Origin of the sequence: Flavobacterium sp. WC2409, from assembly GCF_041200085.1 — a bacterium.
Classification (GTDB): Bacteria; Bacteroidota; Bacteroidia; order Flavobacteriales; family Flavobacteriaceae; genus Flavobacterium.
On sequence record NZ_CP165625.1, the window covers coordinates 3,200,957 to 3,218,765 of the forward strand.

The following is a 17,809-nucleotide window of genomic DNA, read 5'->3' on the forward strand; positions in this document are numbered from 1 at the left end:
TTAATGAATACTATTAGCTTACGGATTGATTGTCCAAGAAGCAAAATATTGTTGCCCAATTAAACCGGCACCTAATACTTGAGCATATTCTTTACCACCAATATTTGCTGCTCCAATTTTTAATGTAGATTTCAATTTTGGGAAGTTATAATTAATTTGAGCGTCAATTACTGTAGCGGCATCGATCATACCATCAACCATTGTTGATTGCCATAAATACTCACTATTCCATCTTCCACTAATATTGAAACCGAAATTTTCAAATAATTTCTCATTACCAAATGATGCTTTTACTCTATGTTTTGGAGTATTAAATCCAGCTTCAAAACTTGGATCTTTAGCTTGGTCAAAATTAAATTCAGCATAGTTGTAATTAACACCTACTTCGAAATCTCTGTATACTTTTTTAGAAAGGCCCAAACCAAAACCTAGCGATTTGATTTCAACATTCGTATTGGTATACAATTGGTATGCTCTATAATTTCCGTTTTGAAGTGCGTGTAATGATTGCGCACCGGCATCCGCAGCTAATGGATTTGGAGCGTCTTGTGCTGTTCCGTAATAAGGAGCCACAACATTCAAGTTTCCAATAAAATCATTATAAATATTATAATACCCATTAATATCGATTGACACATCACGAATAAATGAACGATATCCTAATTCAAATGCTTTAACCTGCTCTGGTTTTACATAATTTACATTTGTTTTTCTTAATAATGCAGAACCTGCAACAGGGTTACTTGCTGCCAATGCACTAAAAGCAGCTACAGAACTAGCTGTATAAGAATTATTATATGCATTTAATCCAGTCATAACAACGTTTTGACCACCAGCCAAAGCTTGTCCAACTGCAGTAGCAACTGGTAAAGTCTCGCTATATCTTGTTAAGTTGTCTGGAGCTGATCCAAGTAATATGGCGCTTCCTACATTAAATCCAATGTATTGATCTTGTGTTGATGGATTTCTAAAACCAGTTTGAAATGAAGCTCTGAAATTATGTCTTCTACTTTCTCCACCTGAATAAACAAATGAAACTCTAGGAGATACATTTCCGTCGAAATTTTTTGATTTATCGTAACGAACAGATCCAGTAAATTTTAAACGGTCATCTATCATTTTTTTAGTCAACTGCGTATACGCTCCATATTCGTTATAATAAATAGGACCATCAGCATCTGTATAAATTCTTCCATGAGAATTCAATTGATATTGTCTGTATGAACCTCCAACTTGAATTTCTGCAAATTTGATGACATCTTTAAAGTTATAATTTGCATCTGAATGATATACTTTAGAATTATCAACTAATTTAGATCCTGTAAGCACACTTTCACCTGAAATAACTTGATTGAATGCAGCCTTAAACTCAGGAGTACCTGGAATTAATCTTCCAGTGTCTGCCGTTTGTCTCGCTATTTTATGAGCATTTTCAGGAGTCATACCTGCTAATGTAGATTGAACATAAGCTCCTGCATATTGTCCAAACCATGTTTTATCGTCTTTCCACACTCTATTGACATTAATCCCTGTAAATAGCATATCATATGATTTACCACCATCTTCAGTTGTAGTATACCCTCTTACATAAAAATTCTTTCCTTTAATCTCTAATTTATGCTGTTGCATAAAAAAGTCATTCAAATAATACCTATTTGCTCCTTGATAAACAGCATTACCAAAACCAAATTTACTTTGCAAAATAACTTCTAAGTTTTCATTCCCAAAAGGTCTATAATGAAGTGAAAAATCAATTTTAGTATTACTCGCTTTATTATCCGTAAGATCAGTTTCATTATACCCCGTTCTACTTACATTATAATTAGGAAGTAAATTAACTGCAGATGCAGGTATCAAACCTAAACCAGCAAGGGATTGACCAACACCTTTTATATTTGTAGAAACTTCATCACCATATACATTTATACCATCATAATTAACATGACTTCTATCTCTTCCAGCAACGGTTTTGTCATTATAATTAGTAGCATACCAATCCGTACCATGCATGTACGTGAAATTAGCTTTTGCCGCCAATTTAGGACTAAAAGCATGCGCCATGCGAATTCCATAATCTACATAATCGTTATTCCCTGCCGCTTTTTGACTTGTTTGTCCAAATTTTGCATAAGCTGTGATTCCAGGACTAGTGAATGGACTTTTACTATTCATGAATAAAATTCCGTTAAAAGCATTAGCACCATACAATGCAGAAGAAGCACCTGGTAAAAGCTCTACACTTTGAACATCAATCTCCGAAACACCAATCATGTTACCAAGAACAAAGTTTAACAAAGGAGATGAATTATCCATTCCATCGACTAACTGCATAAAACGGGTATTCGCTACTGTTGCAAAACCACGCGTGTTAATTGACTTAAAAGACAAACTACTTGTATTCATTTGAACTTCTTTTAAGTTTTCTAAACCATCGTAAAAAGTCGCTGAGGCTGATTTTTTAATATCCGCAACACCCATTCTTTCAATAGTTACCGGAGATTCTAATACACGCTCTGGAGTTCTTGAAGCAGAAACAACAATTTCATTAAGTAAATTATCCTCTTCTTTGAGCACAAGATTTACTTTTTGATTATTTGACGAAATATTTACTTTTTTGGAAATAAAACTAACACTAGTAACCTCGATCGTATAAGGAGGCTTTTTTGAAGAACTTAAGATGAATTTTCCATCAATATCTGAAACAGAACCGATGTCTTCTCCAACAATTTTAATATTAGCTCCAATAATAGGTTGGCCATTACTGTCAGCTACCGAACCCGAAATTGAATTTTGAGCAAAACTAATGCTACAAAAAAACAATGACAAAAAAAGTAAATAAGCTCTCATTTGGTTAATTTTTTAAGATTTATGTCACCAAAGTACAAATATTTTTGATATTACTAAAAAAACGTTAAAAATATTTAATAATTATCATAAAATTTAGCCCATATTAACTTATTCAATATTGTCTTTTATTAAATATTAACCATAAAAAATTGTTAAAAAAACAAAATATACTATGCATACATATAAAATTAACTAAAAAAATAGGTTTATCATAAAAAAACAGATTTTAAAAAATATTTTCGCAAAAAAAAGAAGCAAGACCTAAAGTCTTGCTTCTTTTATATAATATATGAAGATTATAATTATTCGACCGTAACCGACTTAGCTAAGTTTCTTGGCTGGTCAACATTGCAACCTCGCATAACCGCAATATGATAAGACAAAAGCTGCAATGGAATTGTGGTAATCAATGGAGATAAAGCATCTGATGTTTCAGGAATTTCGATAACATAATCCGCTAAATCACGAACTTGAGTATCCCCTTTCGTAACAACAGCGATAATTTTACCACTTCTAGATTTAATCTCTTGAATATTACTTACTATTTTATCGTAATGACCTTGTTTAGGAGCAATTACAACTACCGGCATATGCTCATCTATTAAAGCGATTGGACCATGTTTCATTTCTGCTGCCGGATAACCCTCAGCATGAATGTATGAAATCTCTTTTAACTTCAAAGCGCCTTCTAATGCAACTGGAAAATTATATCCTCTACCTAAATAAAGACAATTGGGTGCATCTTTAAAAATAGCTGCAATTTCTTTAGCTCGATCATTAGTTTCCAATGCTTCTTTTACTTTCACAGGAATCAATTCTAATTCTTGCAAATACATATGAAAATCAGAAAGAGACAATGTTCCTTTTGCTTTAGCTAAACGAAGCGCAATCATTGTCAATACTGTAATTTGTGTTGTAAATGCTTTAGTCGAAGCAACACCAATTTCAGGCCCTGCATGTGTATAAGCACCAGCGTGAGATTCTCTTGAAATAGAGGAACCTACTGCATTACAAACTCCAAATACAAAAGCACCATTTTCTTTAGCTAATTTAATTGCCGCCATCGTATCTGCTGTTTCTCCAGATTGAGATATAGCGATAACAACGTCTTTACTATTTATTATTGGATTTCTATATCTAAATTCAGAAGCATATTCTACTTCGACAGATATTCTAGCAAATTCTTCAAAAATATATTCTGCAACTAAGCCTGCATGCCATGAAGTACCACATGCTACAATAATAATTCTATCAGCGTTTAAAAACTTCTCTAAATTATCTTCAACACCTGACATTTGAATAATACCTTCATTGGGATGCAACCTACCTCTATATGTATCTTTGATTACGCTTGGTTGCTCATAAATCTCTTTTAACATAAAGTGATCGTAACCTCCTTTTTCAATTTGTTCCAAATTCATTTGAAGTTCTTGAATATAAGGATCCACCAAAGAATCATCTTTGATTTTTCTTACTTTCATCTTCTTATGCAACATGATATTTGCCATCTCCCCATCTTCTAAATAAACAGCATTAGAAGTATATTCAATAAATGGTGAGGCATCGGATGCAATAAAATATTCTCCTTCCCCAATACCAATTGCTAAAGGACTACCTAAACGAGCCGCAACAATTTCATCAGGATTTTTCTTGTCGAATACCGCAATTGCATAAGCACCAACTACTTGGTTTAATGCGATTTGAACTGCTTTTCCTAGTTTTATATTTTCTTTTTTTTGTACCTCTTCTATTAGATTTACTAATACCTCAGTATCTGTATCTGAATAAAAAACATATCCTCTTTTAACTAATTCTTCTTTTAGAGGAGCATAGTTTTCAATAATCCCATTATGAATTATTACTAAATCCCCTGAATTAGAAAGATGCGGATGAGAGTTTACATCATTTGGCACACCGTGAGTAGCCCAACGCGTATGTCCAATACCAATTGTTCCATTAGTAGACATTTCTTTAGAAGCTTTTGCTTCCAAATCCACCACTTTGCCTTTAGTTTTACATAGTTTAATAGCTTCTCCATCATAAATCATGACACCAGCACTATCATACCCTCTATATTCAAGCCTTTTTAATCCTTTTATAACAATAGGATAAGCCTCTCTATAACCTATATATCCAACAATTCCACACATAGCTTTATATTAATTAGGTTTAGTATAATAAATTTCTAATTTCAATCTTTTATCCTCAGGCACAGTAGATTTACCTCCGTAAATAATGGTCCCTAATGGATTCATAACGGATGCTCTAGGCACTTGAGAAATCGCAGTTGGTGTTCTCAGTTTATTAGAAGCAATTACATTAATATCTTCTGTAACTACAAGACCTAACTTTACATTAGTTGAATCCACATTTTTTATAAGTCCTCTAATTTGATTCGTTATCCTAATCTTATAAGAAACGCCTCTTCCATTTGTCACTGCCTCTTTTTCCAAAAGACCACCAAAAACAGCTTTCCCATTTTTAGAATTAGTTCCTGATGTGGCATCATTATAATAATCCGTTATTGGACGATGATTATTTAAATCATATAAGTAGATTCTATTAGGTTCATAACTACTCGCCATTGCACTTGCATCAACATGAAAAACGAGGTTAGCTTCATTAATCAACCATCCACTTTTTCTAATAATGTCTAACTCATCAGCAACTCCGTTTGGACTTCCAGTTAAGCCATCTTCTCCATACAAATCTTTTCCAAAAAGCTCTAAGACAGCTAACGATCCTTCGCCACCTTTTAAATATAGTTTATCATCACCAATTGTTGTATTGACATTTCCTGAATTAGTTGCGTCCATATAAGAAGCATTAACGTTACTTTGATTCAGCAAATTTACCGTATTACCCGCAAGATTAAGATTTATTGATTTTTCAATTCTTGTCGCATCCGTATCAGAAGTGTCTTCTTTATACGTAATTGTAATTTTTCCTTTTTTAAAATCCATCATAGCCAAAGCACTTGAACTACTTCCTGATTTTTCTACTTTAAAGTACAACCCTCTAAAGTAATCTTTAAAAATATCATTTGTAACTAGTTTTCCAGAAGCTGATGCGTCGATGATTTTAGTCTTAAAAAAATCCATATTAAGATTTAAACGCATTCCTGGAGCAACTCGTGTAATGACATCTTTACCATCTGTGGTTACTGTATATTTATATTCTGCCGGGCTAAAAGAGAAAGAATCATTTTCAACTGGATCAGAAGAATCATTTAGTCGATTACCAACTTTTACATTATCAAAATCAGCATTTTGATCGGTAAAGAAACTTTGAGAAGTTTGAAACCCTCCAACTGGATCTAAATCTCTCATGTAATATCCAGATTCAAAAACGCTTAGTTTAATTTTAGCATCAGATGGACCATAAATAGAATCCAACTCATACACATGATTTCCATCTGTATCCGTAGATTTCAATGTGTTAAAATACGGAATCGTCAAAACAACACTTTCAATTACAGGGTTTTTCCCTATTGTTGGATTAATCGTCTCCAAAGCAAGCTGACTGGCAAAATTTGCCGTAGTGGTACCAAAAGCCGGATTATCATAAACACCTAACGCATTTACAGCAAGATTATTAGATTGAACCGGGCCTACTTTTTGATTGTAAGATATAACACTTGAAGTATATTTGTCAAAAGCAAAATGATTGTCACCTAATAAACCATCCCCAATTGAATTATAGTCTTTATCACAGGAATACAAAAAAAGAACAACCGTAACAATTAGAATTTTCTTAAAAAAAGAATTATTGTACATATAAAATAATAAAAGTTAAAACTACAGAACCTCGTTATTGTAAAAATTACTATACGCTTCAGCGAATGCATCTTTAGGGACGAAAGGTAAAAAAGGTTTTCCTGAAGATTCTATAAATTTTGTTAAACTTGGAGAAAGACTATCCGAAGCAATAATAACAGCATCTGAATGATTTACAGTTGCTTTTATAATGCTTTCGTAATCAGGTGTTTTCAAGTCTTGTATTGCTTCCAAAGGAACTCCATCAAGACCAATTTTATTAATCATCTCAGCATCCAAAGTTCCTTCAAATGATTGACTATAAACTGAAGTAACGATTTTCGTTTCAGAAAATAATGCTTCATTTTTATAATAATGTTTCATATAAATAGGCAACATTGCAGCCATCCATCCATGAACATGAATAATATCTGGAACCCAATTCAGTTTTTTAACAGTTTCTACTACTCCTTTAGCAAAGAAAATAGCACGCTCATCATTATCAGGATACATTACCCCATCTTCATCGGCAAATGTTGCTTTTCTTTTGAAATATTCATCATTATCAATAAAGTAAACTTGAATTCTCTCTTTAGGAATAGAAGCTACCTTAATTATCAAAGGCATATCTAGGTCATTCACCACCAAATTCATCCCTGAAAGTCTAATTACTTCGTGTAATTGATGTCTTCTCTCATTAATATTCCCGTATCTAGGCATAAAAATTCTAATCTGTCCACCTTGGTCATTAACCATCTTCGGTACATCGTAAGACATTAAAGAAACCTCGTTTTCAGCCAAGTAAGGCACCACTTCAGATGATACGTATAATATCCTCTTATCTTTCATATTGTAATTTGCTTAATTTATTGGTAATAAAAACCATGCAAAATTACAAAAATTTATGCAGTTATTAACTAATATATTATGTTTGCATTTAATTTTAATAAAAAAGACATGCATATTTTCAATGGAAAAGCAGCTTTAATGGACTATTTAAAATCTATTAAAACCCTGAATTCCAAAATTGGTTTTGTTCCAACTATGGGTGCTTTACATCAAGGACATCTTTCGTTGATGCAACAATCATTGATAGAAAATGAAAATACTGTGGTAAGTATCTTTGTAAACCCAACCCAATTTAATAATCCAGAAGATTTACTAAAATACCCAAGAACGTTAGATCAAGATATTGAAAAAATAGCAAGTCTAAGTACTGATATTATTCTTTATGCACCCACTGTTGAAGATATTTACGAAGGAAAAATACTATCTCAAACGTTTAATTTTGACGGATTAGAAAACCAAATGGAAGGAAAATTTAGACCTGGTCATTTTAATGGTGTGGGAACCATTGTAAAACGTCTATTCGAAATTGTAACTCCCACAAATGCCTATTTTGGTAAAAAAGATTTTCAACAATTGCAAATTGTAAAAATGATGGTTAAAAAAAACCATCTATACGTCAATGTAATAGGATGCGAAATTTACCGCGAGAAAAATGGTCTAGCCATGAGTTCCAGAAATGAACGCTTAACTGAACTAGAAAAAAAGGATGCAGCACTGATTTACAAAACTTTAACTACGGCCAAAGAAAAATTTAAAACAAACAGTTCCAAAAAGGTAACGGACTGGGTCAAAAAAATATTTGCTGAAAACAACTCATTCGAATTAGAATATTTTCAAATTGCTGATGAAACTTCGCTATTGCCTTGTATCAGAAAAAATAAAAATAAAAAATACCGTGCTTTTATAGCCGTAATCGTCAATAATATTCGATTGATTGACACCATTTCATTAAATTAATTTACTTTTGTAGCATGCAAATTCAAGTACTAAAATCAAAAATTCATCGAGTAAAAGTAACTGGAGCCGATTTAAATTATATCGGTAGTATTACCATCGATGAAACCCTTTTACTCGCTTCTAATATTATTGAAGGAGAAAAAGTTTCCATTGTAAACATTAATAATGGAGAGCGCTTTGACACTTATGCAATCAAAGGCCAAAAAAATTCAGGAGAAATAACATTGAATGGTCCCGCCGCAAGAAGAGTCCAAAAAGATGATATTATTATTATTATTTCTTATGCCACTTTAGACTTTGAAGAGGCAAAAACATTTAAGCCTTGGATTATATTTCCAAATGAAAACGACAATTCCTTAACATAATAAACAAGAATAGGATAAATGCTGTTTCAATATATAATTCTATATTGAAACAGCATTGTTATGCGCATAAAGTATTGCGTTTTTTGTAGATAAAAACCATTTTTTACATCTCAAATTGTACTAATTAAAATAATAAAAGTATTATATTGGTACACTATTTCGCATTCCCATTAATTTTTATAAAGTCAAAAATTATGAAACATCTACTACTGTTCCTTTTCTTTACTACAGCACTATTTTCTCAAAAAACTACGGAGCCCTTCAAATCAAATACTTTAGGGGAAACACGACAAATTACAATCAACTTACCATCATCTTACGAACAAAACCCTACAAAGAAGTATCCTTTGCTTATTTTACTAGATGGAGAATACTTATTTGATCCTTTTAACGGAGCTTTAAATTACGGTGGATATTGGGATGATTTACCCGAAACAATTATTGTAGGTATTAACCAAAATAGAAATAACGAAAGAATAGCTGACAGTAACTTTGACCAAGTTGAGGGTGTACCAACAAAAAAAGGAGCTTCTTTTTTTGAATTCATTGGCGGAGAATTACTCCCTTATATCGAAAAAAAATACCGTACCGCCCCTTTTAGGATCATTGCTGGACATGATACAACTGCTGGGTTTTTAAACTTTTTCCTTTATAAAGACAACCCGCTTTTTAATGCCTATATTTCATTAAGCCCTGAATTAGCTCCTGAAATGGAAAATAGGATTCCTGAAAAATTATCCAATTTAAAACAACCCGTTTTTTATTATCTGTCCTCCGCCTCTGGAGACATTAGACAACTTAAAGAACCCATTAAAAGACTAGATGACAATATTAAAAAAGTAACTAATACTTCTATTAATTACAAATATGATGAGTTCAACAATGCCTCGCATTATTCATTAGTTCTCTATTCAATTCCTAGTGCTTTGTATCAAATTTTTGATGCTTATAAGCCTATTTCTTCTTCTGAATTTTCAGAAAAAATAGTCGTTCTTCAAGCAGGATATGTTGATTATTTAATTAATAAATATGATGTTATTTCAAAAAATTTGGGACTAAAAATTCCCGTTCGATTAAATGACTTTAAAGCAATTGAAGCCGCAATTTTAAGAAACAAAGCCTATAATGAACTCGATAAATTAGCTGAAATCGCCGATAAAAACTACCCGAAATCAATGCTTGCTTCCTATGAGTTAGGATTGATGTATGAAAAACAAGGTGACGCTAAAAGAGCCTCACAAAAATACCAACATGCCTCTCAATTAGAAGAGATAGGTGACTTGACCAAAGACATGATGTTTGAGAAATATGATGATATGAAAAGCTTAACACAAAAAAAATAATGTCAAAAGTTAAAACTACTTTTTTCTGCCAAAATTGTGGCGCACAATATGCCAAATGGCAAGGTCAATGTAATTCTTGTAAAGAATGGAATACCATTGCAGAAGAAATTATACAAAAACAAGAAAAAGTAGCCTGGAAAAGCGAACCAACTACCAAAAGTAAAGCACCCAAACCATTAAAAATAAACGAAATTGATTCCGCTCAAGAGATCCGCATGGATACTACTGATGCTGAACTCAACCGTGTTTTAGGAGGTGGAATTGTACCGGGCTCTATGATCCTATTAGGTGGAGAACCTGGAATTGGAAAAAGTACGTTATTGCTTCAAATATCTCTAAAATTACCATATAAAACGCTATATGTTTCAGGAGAAGAAAGCCAGAAACAAATAAAAATGCGTGCTGAAAGGATTACGACATCAAGTGAGAATTGCTATATTCTAACGGAAACAAAAACGCAGAATATCTTCAAACAAATTGAAGCCATTGAACCCGAAATTGTAATTATCGATTCCATTCAAACCCTGCACACTGATTATATAGAATCCACAGCAGGAAGTATATCTCAAATTCGTGAAACTACTGCTGAACTGATCAAGTTTGCCAAAGAAACCAATATCCCTGTTATTCTAATTGGTCATATTACCAAAGATGGAAATATAGCTGGACCAAAAATTCTGGAGCACATGGTAGATACTGTCCTGCAATTTGAAGGCGACCGAAATCATGTATACCGAATTTTACGATCACTCAAAAACCGTTTTGGATCCACTGCCGAAATTGGAATTTATGAAATGTTAGGAAGTGGATTACGAGAAGTTTCAAATCCATCCGAGATATTGATTTCTCATAAAGACGAAGAATTATCAGGAACGGCCATTGCCTCAACTCTGGAGGGAATGCGCCCGTTAATGATTGAAATACAATCCCTAGTGAGCACCGCTGTTTACGGAACTCCACAACGCAGTACCACTGGTTACAATGCCAAAAGACTAAATATGATTTTGGCTGTTTTAGAAAAAAGAGCTGGTTTTAGGCTTGGCGCCAAAGATGTATTTCTCAACGTAACAGGAGGAATTTCGGTAGATGATCCTGCCATCGATTTGGCTGTTGTAGCCGCAATTTTATCATCGAATGAAGATATTCCGGTAAATAAAGATTTTTGTTTTGCTGGCGAAGTAGGGCTTTCGGGAGAAATCCGTCCTGTAAATCGTGTGGATCAACGCATTCAGGAAGCTGAAAAACTAGGGTTCTCCACTATTTTCGTATCCAAATACAATAAAATTAGTTTAAAAAATACAGGGATAAAAATTGAATTAGTTGCCAAAATTGAAGATGTAGCAAGTATGCTATTTGGATAGAACTAATTGAAATCATTTTTCACAATAAAGCTCAAAAAACGAACAATTTAAACACAATATTTAGTTTTTTTCTTGTAACTATTTATATCTTTTACGAACTAATAAATATACTAAAAAACTAAAAATATGAATCTAAAAAAAACCTGTATAGGGATATTATTACTTGTAGCACCTATAATTTCAAAAGCACAACATGCCGAAAATCAAAATGCCTTCCCTGTTCAGATAACCACCACAAATGGAATTATTGAAGGTGAATTTGATATAAAAACTAATATTCAAAGTTTCAAAGGAATACCATTTGCACAACCACCAGTAGGCAATTTGCGTTGGAAAGCACCTCAACCAGTAACAAACTGGAACGGAATAAGACAAACCAAAAAATTTGGACCAAGAGGAATCCAATCTAATGTTTTTGGTGATATGGGTTTTAGAAGTGATGGAATGAGTGAAGATTGTCTTTATCTTAATGTGTGGTCACCCGCAAAAACATCAACTGATAAATTACCCGTTTTAGTTTATTTTTATGGTGGAGGATTTGCCGCTGGTGATGGATCAGAAAATAGATATGATGGAGAAAACATGGCCAAGAAAGGAATTGTAACCTTAACTGTAAATTATCGATTAGGAATTTGGGGCTTTTTCTCTCATCCAGAATTAACCAAAGAATCTCCCAATCACGCTTCTGGAAATTACGGCCTATTAGATCAAAATGCAGCCTTGAAATGGGTTCAAGCTAATATTGCAAAATTTGGCGGAGATCCAAAACGAGTAACTATTGCTGGAGAATCTGCAGGTTCTATTGCTGTGAGTGCACAAATGGCTTCCCCATTATCCAAAGGTCTTATTGCAGGAGCTATTGGCGAAAGTGGTGGTTCTATTTATCCTACTTTAGCACCTGTACCTTTAGCTGAAGCTGAAAAAACAGGCCTTGATTTTGCACATAAAATCGGTGCTTCTACTTTAAAAGACCTCCGCGCTATGTCCACTTTTGAACTATATCAAAAATCACTTGGAACAAGTTTAGGCGTATTCAAAACCACAATAGATGGTTATTTTTTACCCAAATTACTGCCTGAAATCTTTGAGGCTAAACAACAAGCAATGATTCCTTTGTTAGTAGGATGGAACTCCGAAGAAATGACCTACAAAGCATTAACAATGGGTAAAGACATCAATAATGAAACCTACATCCAGAAAGTAAAAGAACTGTATCCTGACAAAGCAGATCAAGTGCTTCAATTATATCCTGCAGGTACTGTAGAAGTAACGGAACAATCAGCAACTGATTTAGCTGGTGACCGTTTTATTGCTTACAGCACTTGGAAATGGTATGATTTACATCGAAAAAACAGCACGCAACCTATCTATCGCTACTATTATACCCACCCAAGACCAGAAATGCGAGACAACAGTCTAGAAGCGGGTCTTGCTGGAGGTGTGATCAAGAAAAACTCAAATACCCCAAAGGCACCAATCCCAAAAGGCGCTGTTCACTCGGCTGAAATTGAATATGCTATGGGAAATTTAAGCAGTAATAAAGATTATGCTTGGACTGAAGATGATTATAAAGTTTCAGAAACTATGATGAATTATTTTGCTAACTTTATAAAAACGGGTAATCCAAACGGGGATGGACTTCCAAAATGGCCTATGGCAAAAAATGAAGAGCAACCTGAAATTATGATTATTGATGTCAATTCAAAATCAAAGAAGACTGAAAATGATGCCCGCTATTTATTTTTAGACAAAGAATATTCAAAAAAATAAGTTTAAAATATATTAAAAAAAAGAGGATGTCCTTAAAAGGGTGTCCTCTTTTTTTATACCTAATTAAATGTAATACAACCTCTAGAATTAAATTCAAAAGCACTCACTTACAAGTATTTAACTATAATTTATATTTTTATTACCATTGTTTTTTTGTAAATTTATAATTCTGAAAAAAAATACTTAAAGGGCTCTAACATGGAACCATCCGACAAAACAATGGTACGTTTCTACCAGCTACTTGGCAAACTATTTTATTGTATTGCAGCTGCGGATAACACCATTAGAAAAGAAGAGATAAATCAATTAAAAAAAATCGTCCAGAAAGAATGGCTTCCTTTAGAAAACACATTTGATGAATTCGGTTCTGATTCGGGCTACCAAATTGAAATCGTATTTGATTGGTTAATTAACAACCAGTGGGACATAGAGAACGTTTTTTTTGATTTTAAAATTTTTAGAGAAGAGCATCAACACTTATTTACGACCACCATTAAAGAATTAATTTTAAAAACTGCTGAAGCTATTGCAAAATCATTTTCAGGTAAAAATAAATCCGAATCTGTTTTAATAAGTAAATTGATTGTCATTCTACAAGAAAACTACTAATTGAAATATATAATGTCTTTGTTAAAAAATTAAAAAGGATTAAAAAAATCAATATAATTTAAAATTAAAAAACATGAAAAAGCAAACTGGTATTTGGATTGACTCAACAAAAGCAATCATAGTGACTTTGAATGATGGTAAGGAGTTTATATGTGAAATTCAATCGAATTTAGAAAACAAAGTGTATCATGATAAAGAGGGAGACAAAGGAAGTTTTCAAGGAAACCAACACATTAATTCGGACAAGACTTTTGAAGAAAGAAAAAAACATCAAATGAATAATTTCCTTAAAGATGTTGTTACCTCTGTTCAAGAATCGGATGAGCTTTATCTTTTTGGTCCAGCTGAAACCAAAATCAAACTACAACAAAAAATCAATGATGACAAATTAACCAGTAACGGAAAATTAAAATCTGTGGAAACATCAGATAATATGACTTCCAATCAGATTGTTGCCAAAGTCAAAAAATTCTATAGTGAACCACATTAATTATCTATTCAATAAAATTTATTTAACAAAGCCACAATTCAAATCATTGTGGCTTTTATATGCCTAAAAGATTATAACGCTTTAGGCTAAAATTCAAACTATTCATTTAAATTAGCCATTTATTTATAAAAAAATAATGATATCCATGAAAACCAAAAAAGGAAAGATAATGATTGCAGTAAAAATAATTGCTGCCTTGTTTGTGGTTCTTTTTTGTCTTTTTTATCTATTCCGAGATTCTCTTTTACAACAATCCATAGCGCAAGTTTCTACTAAAATCGAACAGAAATACAATTGTAACTTAACCATAAAAAAAGCTTCTTTTACAGGTTTAACAGGATTAGAAGTAAATGAATTAACATTGGTCCCAAAAAATGCAGATACCCTCTTTACGATTCAAAAAATGCAAACCAGTATTAACTTTTGGCATCTATTTTTAGGAGACATCCAACTAGGGACTTTAAAAATAAACAATGGATTAGTACAACTAGTCCAAAAAGGAAAAGTGAAAAACTTTGCCGCCTTTTTAAAGAAAGACAGTACCGATATACGTACTGGTGAAAAACGAGATTATGCAGCCTTTGCGTATCGCATTATTTCCAAAGCACTCAATCTAATTCCTACGGATATGAAAATTGAGAATCTCAAATTTAAACTTGATGACAACGGAAAAAAAGCTACTATTGACATCAAAAAATTAGTCTTGGAAAATACTAAAATAGAGACATCGATAAATGTACAAACCAATACCTTTGCACAACGATGGAAAATCAAAGGTTACGCTGATCCTCGAAATAAAAAAGCAGACCTTCAGTTTTTTAATATTGATACTGGTGCCATAAAAGTGCCTTATTTTGACGAGCGTTATAACTTAAAATCAAGTTTTGATTCCATCCGATTGAACATTGAAAATATTGATAAAAGTGGAGGTAAATTACATATTGATGGCTTTACTTCTATTACGAACTTAAGAATCAATCACCCAAAAATTGCCAGTAAAGATGTCCTTATAAAAAACGCTCGCTTTGACTACCGTTTGCTTTTAGGTTCCGATTTTATTTCGATAGACAGTAGTTCTACAGCACAGTTTAATGCCATAAAATTTCATCCGTATGTAGCGTATGAAACTGAATCAGATACGATTTACAAACTCAAAGTAAACATCCCAAAGATGAAAGCACAAGACTTCATCTCGTCTCTTCCTGACGGTTTGTTTACTCATTTTCAAGGAATGGAAGCCGAAGGAACATTTGATTATAAATTAAATTTTAAATTCAACAAAAACAAACCAGACCAACTTGTTTTTGATAGCAATTTGAAAAAAGAAAATTTAAAAATTACAAAATATGGCGAAGCCAATCTCAACAAACTCAATGGTGAATTTGTATACAGAGCAATAATCAATGATGTTTTACAACGTCCAGTATTAGTTGGAAATGCCAATCCCAATTACACTCCATTAGATCAAATTTCGCCTTACTTAAGAAAATGTGTGTTAACTACGGAAGATCCTTCTTTCTTTTCTCACCATGGTTTTATTAATGAAGCATTCAAACAGTCCATTGTAAAAAATATAAAAACCAAGAAATTTTCAAGAGGCGCCAGTACCATTAGCATGCAATTAATAAAAAATGTTTTTCTTACAAGAGAAAAAACGGTTTCCCGAAAACTGGAAGAAATCCTATTGGTTTATATCCTAGAAAATAACCGAATTGCGAGCAAAGAGCGCATGCTTGAAGTGTATTTTAATATAATCGAATGGGGCCCAAATGTGTATGGAATTGGAGAAGCAAGTCGTTATTATTTTCAAAAAGCTCCTGCTGAACTTACCTTAAATGAATGTTTGTATCTGGCGCGAATTATTCCAAGTCCAAAAAAATTCATGTACCAGTTTAATGACCAAGGGCAGTTGAGAGATTTCGCTAACAAACAAGTCTCCTTCTTAACGAATATAATGATACGAAGAGGGTTAATTCCTATTGAGGACACTATTTACAAAAGACTTCCTATCGTGATTTCTGGTCCTGCAAAATCACTTATTCGATTAAAAGTAAGAGATACTATTCCTGTCGATTCATTGAAAGTGAGTGATGAATTTGAGTTTTAAAATCTCCGTAAAACTCTCAAAGAAGACATAAACATAGTACTGATTTTTGAATTCCATAAAAAAAGCCCACAAAAAATTTCTTTGTAGGCTTTGCGTAAAAAATTTTACAATTAAATATTATGGTGCTGGATCAGGAATGATAGCCTGAACTTCATTTATTGCTTGTAAGACCTCATCAGATAATGTTACATTGATTGTAGCAATGTTTTCTTTTAATTGATCCATTGTAGTCGCGCCAATTATGGTACTCGTTAAGAAAGGCTGTTGCTCAACAAAAGCCAAAGACAATTCCGTTAATGACAAGCCATTTTTAAGTGCAATTTCTTGGTATAATTTTGTTGCTTGCGTACATTGTTCACTACTGTATCTTGAATATTGTGGAAACAAGTTTAGTCTTGCTTTAGGGTGTTTTTCTCCAGTTAAAAACTTACCAGACAATACACCAAATCCCATAGGCGAATATGCCAATAAACCTACATTTTCACGAGCACAAACCTCAGCCGAAGCATTTTCGAAAAGACGATTCAATAACGAATACGGATTTTGAATTGTTTTTACTCTTGGTAAGTTATTGTATTTATTCTCCTCTAAGAATCGCATGATTCCCCAGGCATTTTCGTTAGAAAGTCCAATGTGCTTAATTTTTCCTTCTTTAATGAATCCGTCAAGGGATTCTAAAACTTCATGAATATTATCTTCCCATTGATCGTCTTGTAACGTGAACCCACGTTGCCCAAAATAATTGGTTTTGCGTTCTGGCCAATGCAATTGGTACAAATCGATATAATCGGTTTGTAAACGCTTTAAGCTATTGTCTAATGCATACTTGATACTTGCTGGCGAAAAATCATTTTTTTCTCGCATGTAAGTGAAATTAGGATTGGGTCCTGCAATTTTAGAGGCTAAAACTATTTCTTCTCTTTTTCCTGATTTTTTAAACCAAGTTCCAAGAATTTTCTCTGTACTTCCGTATGTTTCTTGTCGTGCTGGAACGGAATACATTTCGGCAGTATCAAAAAAATTAACACCTTGTTCCAGAGCATAATCCATTTGCGCATGACCTTCTAATTCATTGTTTTGCTCTCCAAAAGTCATTGTTCCAAGGCAAATCTTGCTGACTTTTATATCGGTATTGGGTAAAGTAGTATATTTCATTTATTGTAATTTTAAAAGATAAAGATACAAAGGTAAATTTTATTAGTGGAGTTGTCAGAAGGTATTAACAGATCTTTTAGAAACGTTTACACCAATAAAAAAAGGTTCAAAGTAAAAACTCTGAACCTTTGAAACTTTTTAATTGATTTCATTCAAAATTTTATAAATCTCGTAAAATCGGGTTAAGATAATAAACTACAG

The 17,809-nt window shown here is 32.9% G+C and carries 13 protein-coding genes; 8 read left to right on the forward strand and 5 right to left on the reverse strand.

What is annotated here, in order from left to right; translation table 11 throughout:
* Nucleotides 1-18: 18 nt before the first annotated feature.
* From AB3G34_RS13640 to AB3G34_RS13655, 4 genes are all read right to left on the reverse strand, one after another.
* Nucleotides 19-2,847, reverse strand: coding sequence for a TonB-dependent receptor domain-containing protein (locus AB3G34_RS13640; RefSeq protein ID WP_369752751.1), 2,829 nt, complete (start codon nt 2,845-2,847; stop codon nt 19-21).
* Between the two features lie 302 nt (nt 2,848-3,149).
* Nucleotides 3,150-4,997, reverse strand: coding sequence for a glutamine--fructose-6-phosphate transaminase (isomerizing) (glmS, locus tag AB3G34_RS13645; protein ID WP_367772546.1), 1,848 nt, complete (start codon nt 4,995-4,997; stop codon nt 3,150-3,152).
* Between the two features lie 9 nt (nt 4,998-5,006).
* Nucleotides 5,007-6,623 (reverse strand): DUF4270 domain-containing protein, encoded by a 1,617-nt coding sequence (locus tag AB3G34_RS13650; RefSeq protein WP_367755896.1) that lies wholly within the window; start codon nt 6,621-6,623, stop codon nt 5,007-5,009.
* Between the two features lie 21 nt (nt 6,624-6,644).
* Nucleotides 6,645-7,451 carry a glycogen/starch synthase gene (locus tag AB3G34_RS13655; protein ID WP_367755898.1) on the reverse strand — a complete coding sequence of 269 codons (807 nt, stop codon included), beginning with the start codon at nt 7,449-7,451 and terminating at the stop codon, nt 6,645-6,647.
* Between the two features lie 78 nt (nt 7,452-7,529).
* On the opposite strand from AB3G34_RS13655, the gene panC reads away from it, so the two are divergent.
* The 8 genes from panC to AB3G34_RS13695 all read left to right on the forward strand — a co-directional run bounded on the left by panC (nt 7,530) and on the right by AB3G34_RS13695 (nt 16,453).
* The gene (gene panC / locus AB3G34_RS13660) at nt 7,530-8,408 is read left to right on the forward strand and encodes a pantoate--beta-alanine ligase (RefSeq protein ID WP_369752752.1); all 879 of its coding nucleotides are present in this window, start codon (nt 7,530-7,532) and stop codon (nt 8,406-8,408) included.
* A gap of 14 nt (nt 8,409-8,422) precedes the next feature.
* On the forward strand, nt 8,423-8,773 hold the full coding sequence (gene panD, locus AB3G34_RS13665) for an aspartate 1-decarboxylase (RefSeq protein WP_367755901.1): 351 nt from the start codon (nt 8,423-8,425) through the stop codon (nt 8,771-8,773).
* A gap of 194 nt (nt 8,774-8,967) precedes the next feature.
* A complete protein-coding gene (locus tag AB3G34_RS13670) occupies nt 8,968-10,116 on the forward strand; it encodes an alpha/beta hydrolase (protein WP_369752753.1) in 1,149 nt (382 codons plus the stop codon).
* Complete coding sequence (gene radA, locus AB3G34_RS13675; protein ID WP_367772549.1) at nt 10,116-11,477, forward strand: DNA repair protein RadA; 1,362 nt, start codon at nt 10,116-10,118, stop codon at nt 11,475-11,477. The genes AB3G34_RS13670 and radA overlap by 1 nt, the downstream gene beginning before the upstream one ends.
* A 126-nt stretch (nt 11,478-11,603) precedes the next feature.
* Nucleotides 11,604-13,247: a carboxylesterase/lipase family protein gene (locus tag AB3G34_RS13680; protein ID WP_369752754.1), complete on the forward strand. Its 1,644-nt coding sequence runs from the start codon at nt 11,604-11,606 to the stop codon at nt 13,245-13,247.
* A 198-nt stretch (nt 13,248-13,445) separates the two neighbouring features.
* Nucleotides 13,446-13,856, forward strand: a complete 411-nt coding sequence (locus tag AB3G34_RS13685; RefSeq protein ID WP_369752755.1) for a hypothetical protein — start codon at nt 13,446-13,448, stop codon at nt 13,854-13,856.
* 73 nt (nt 13,857-13,929) lie between these two features.
* Nucleotides 13,930-14,346, forward strand: coding sequence for a hypothetical protein (locus AB3G34_RS13690; RefSeq protein ID WP_369752756.1), 417 nt, complete (start codon nt 13,930-13,932; stop codon nt 14,344-14,346).
* A 145-nt stretch (nt 14,347-14,491) separates the two neighbouring features.
* Nucleotides 14,492-16,453, forward strand: a complete 1,962-nt coding sequence (locus tag AB3G34_RS13695) for a transglycosylase domain-containing protein (protein ID WP_369752757.1) — start codon at nt 14,492-14,494, stop codon at nt 16,451-16,453.
* Nucleotides 16,454-16,570: 117 nt separating this feature from the next.
* Here the strand turns inward: AB3G34_RS13695 and AB3G34_RS13700 are convergent, their stop codons facing one another.
* Nucleotides 16,571-17,608: an aldo/keto reductase gene (locus tag AB3G34_RS13700; RefSeq protein ID WP_369752758.1), complete on the reverse strand. Its 1,038-nt coding sequence runs from the start codon at nt 17,606-17,608 to the stop codon at nt 16,571-16,573.
* Nucleotides 17,609-17,809 lie beyond the last annotated feature (201 nt).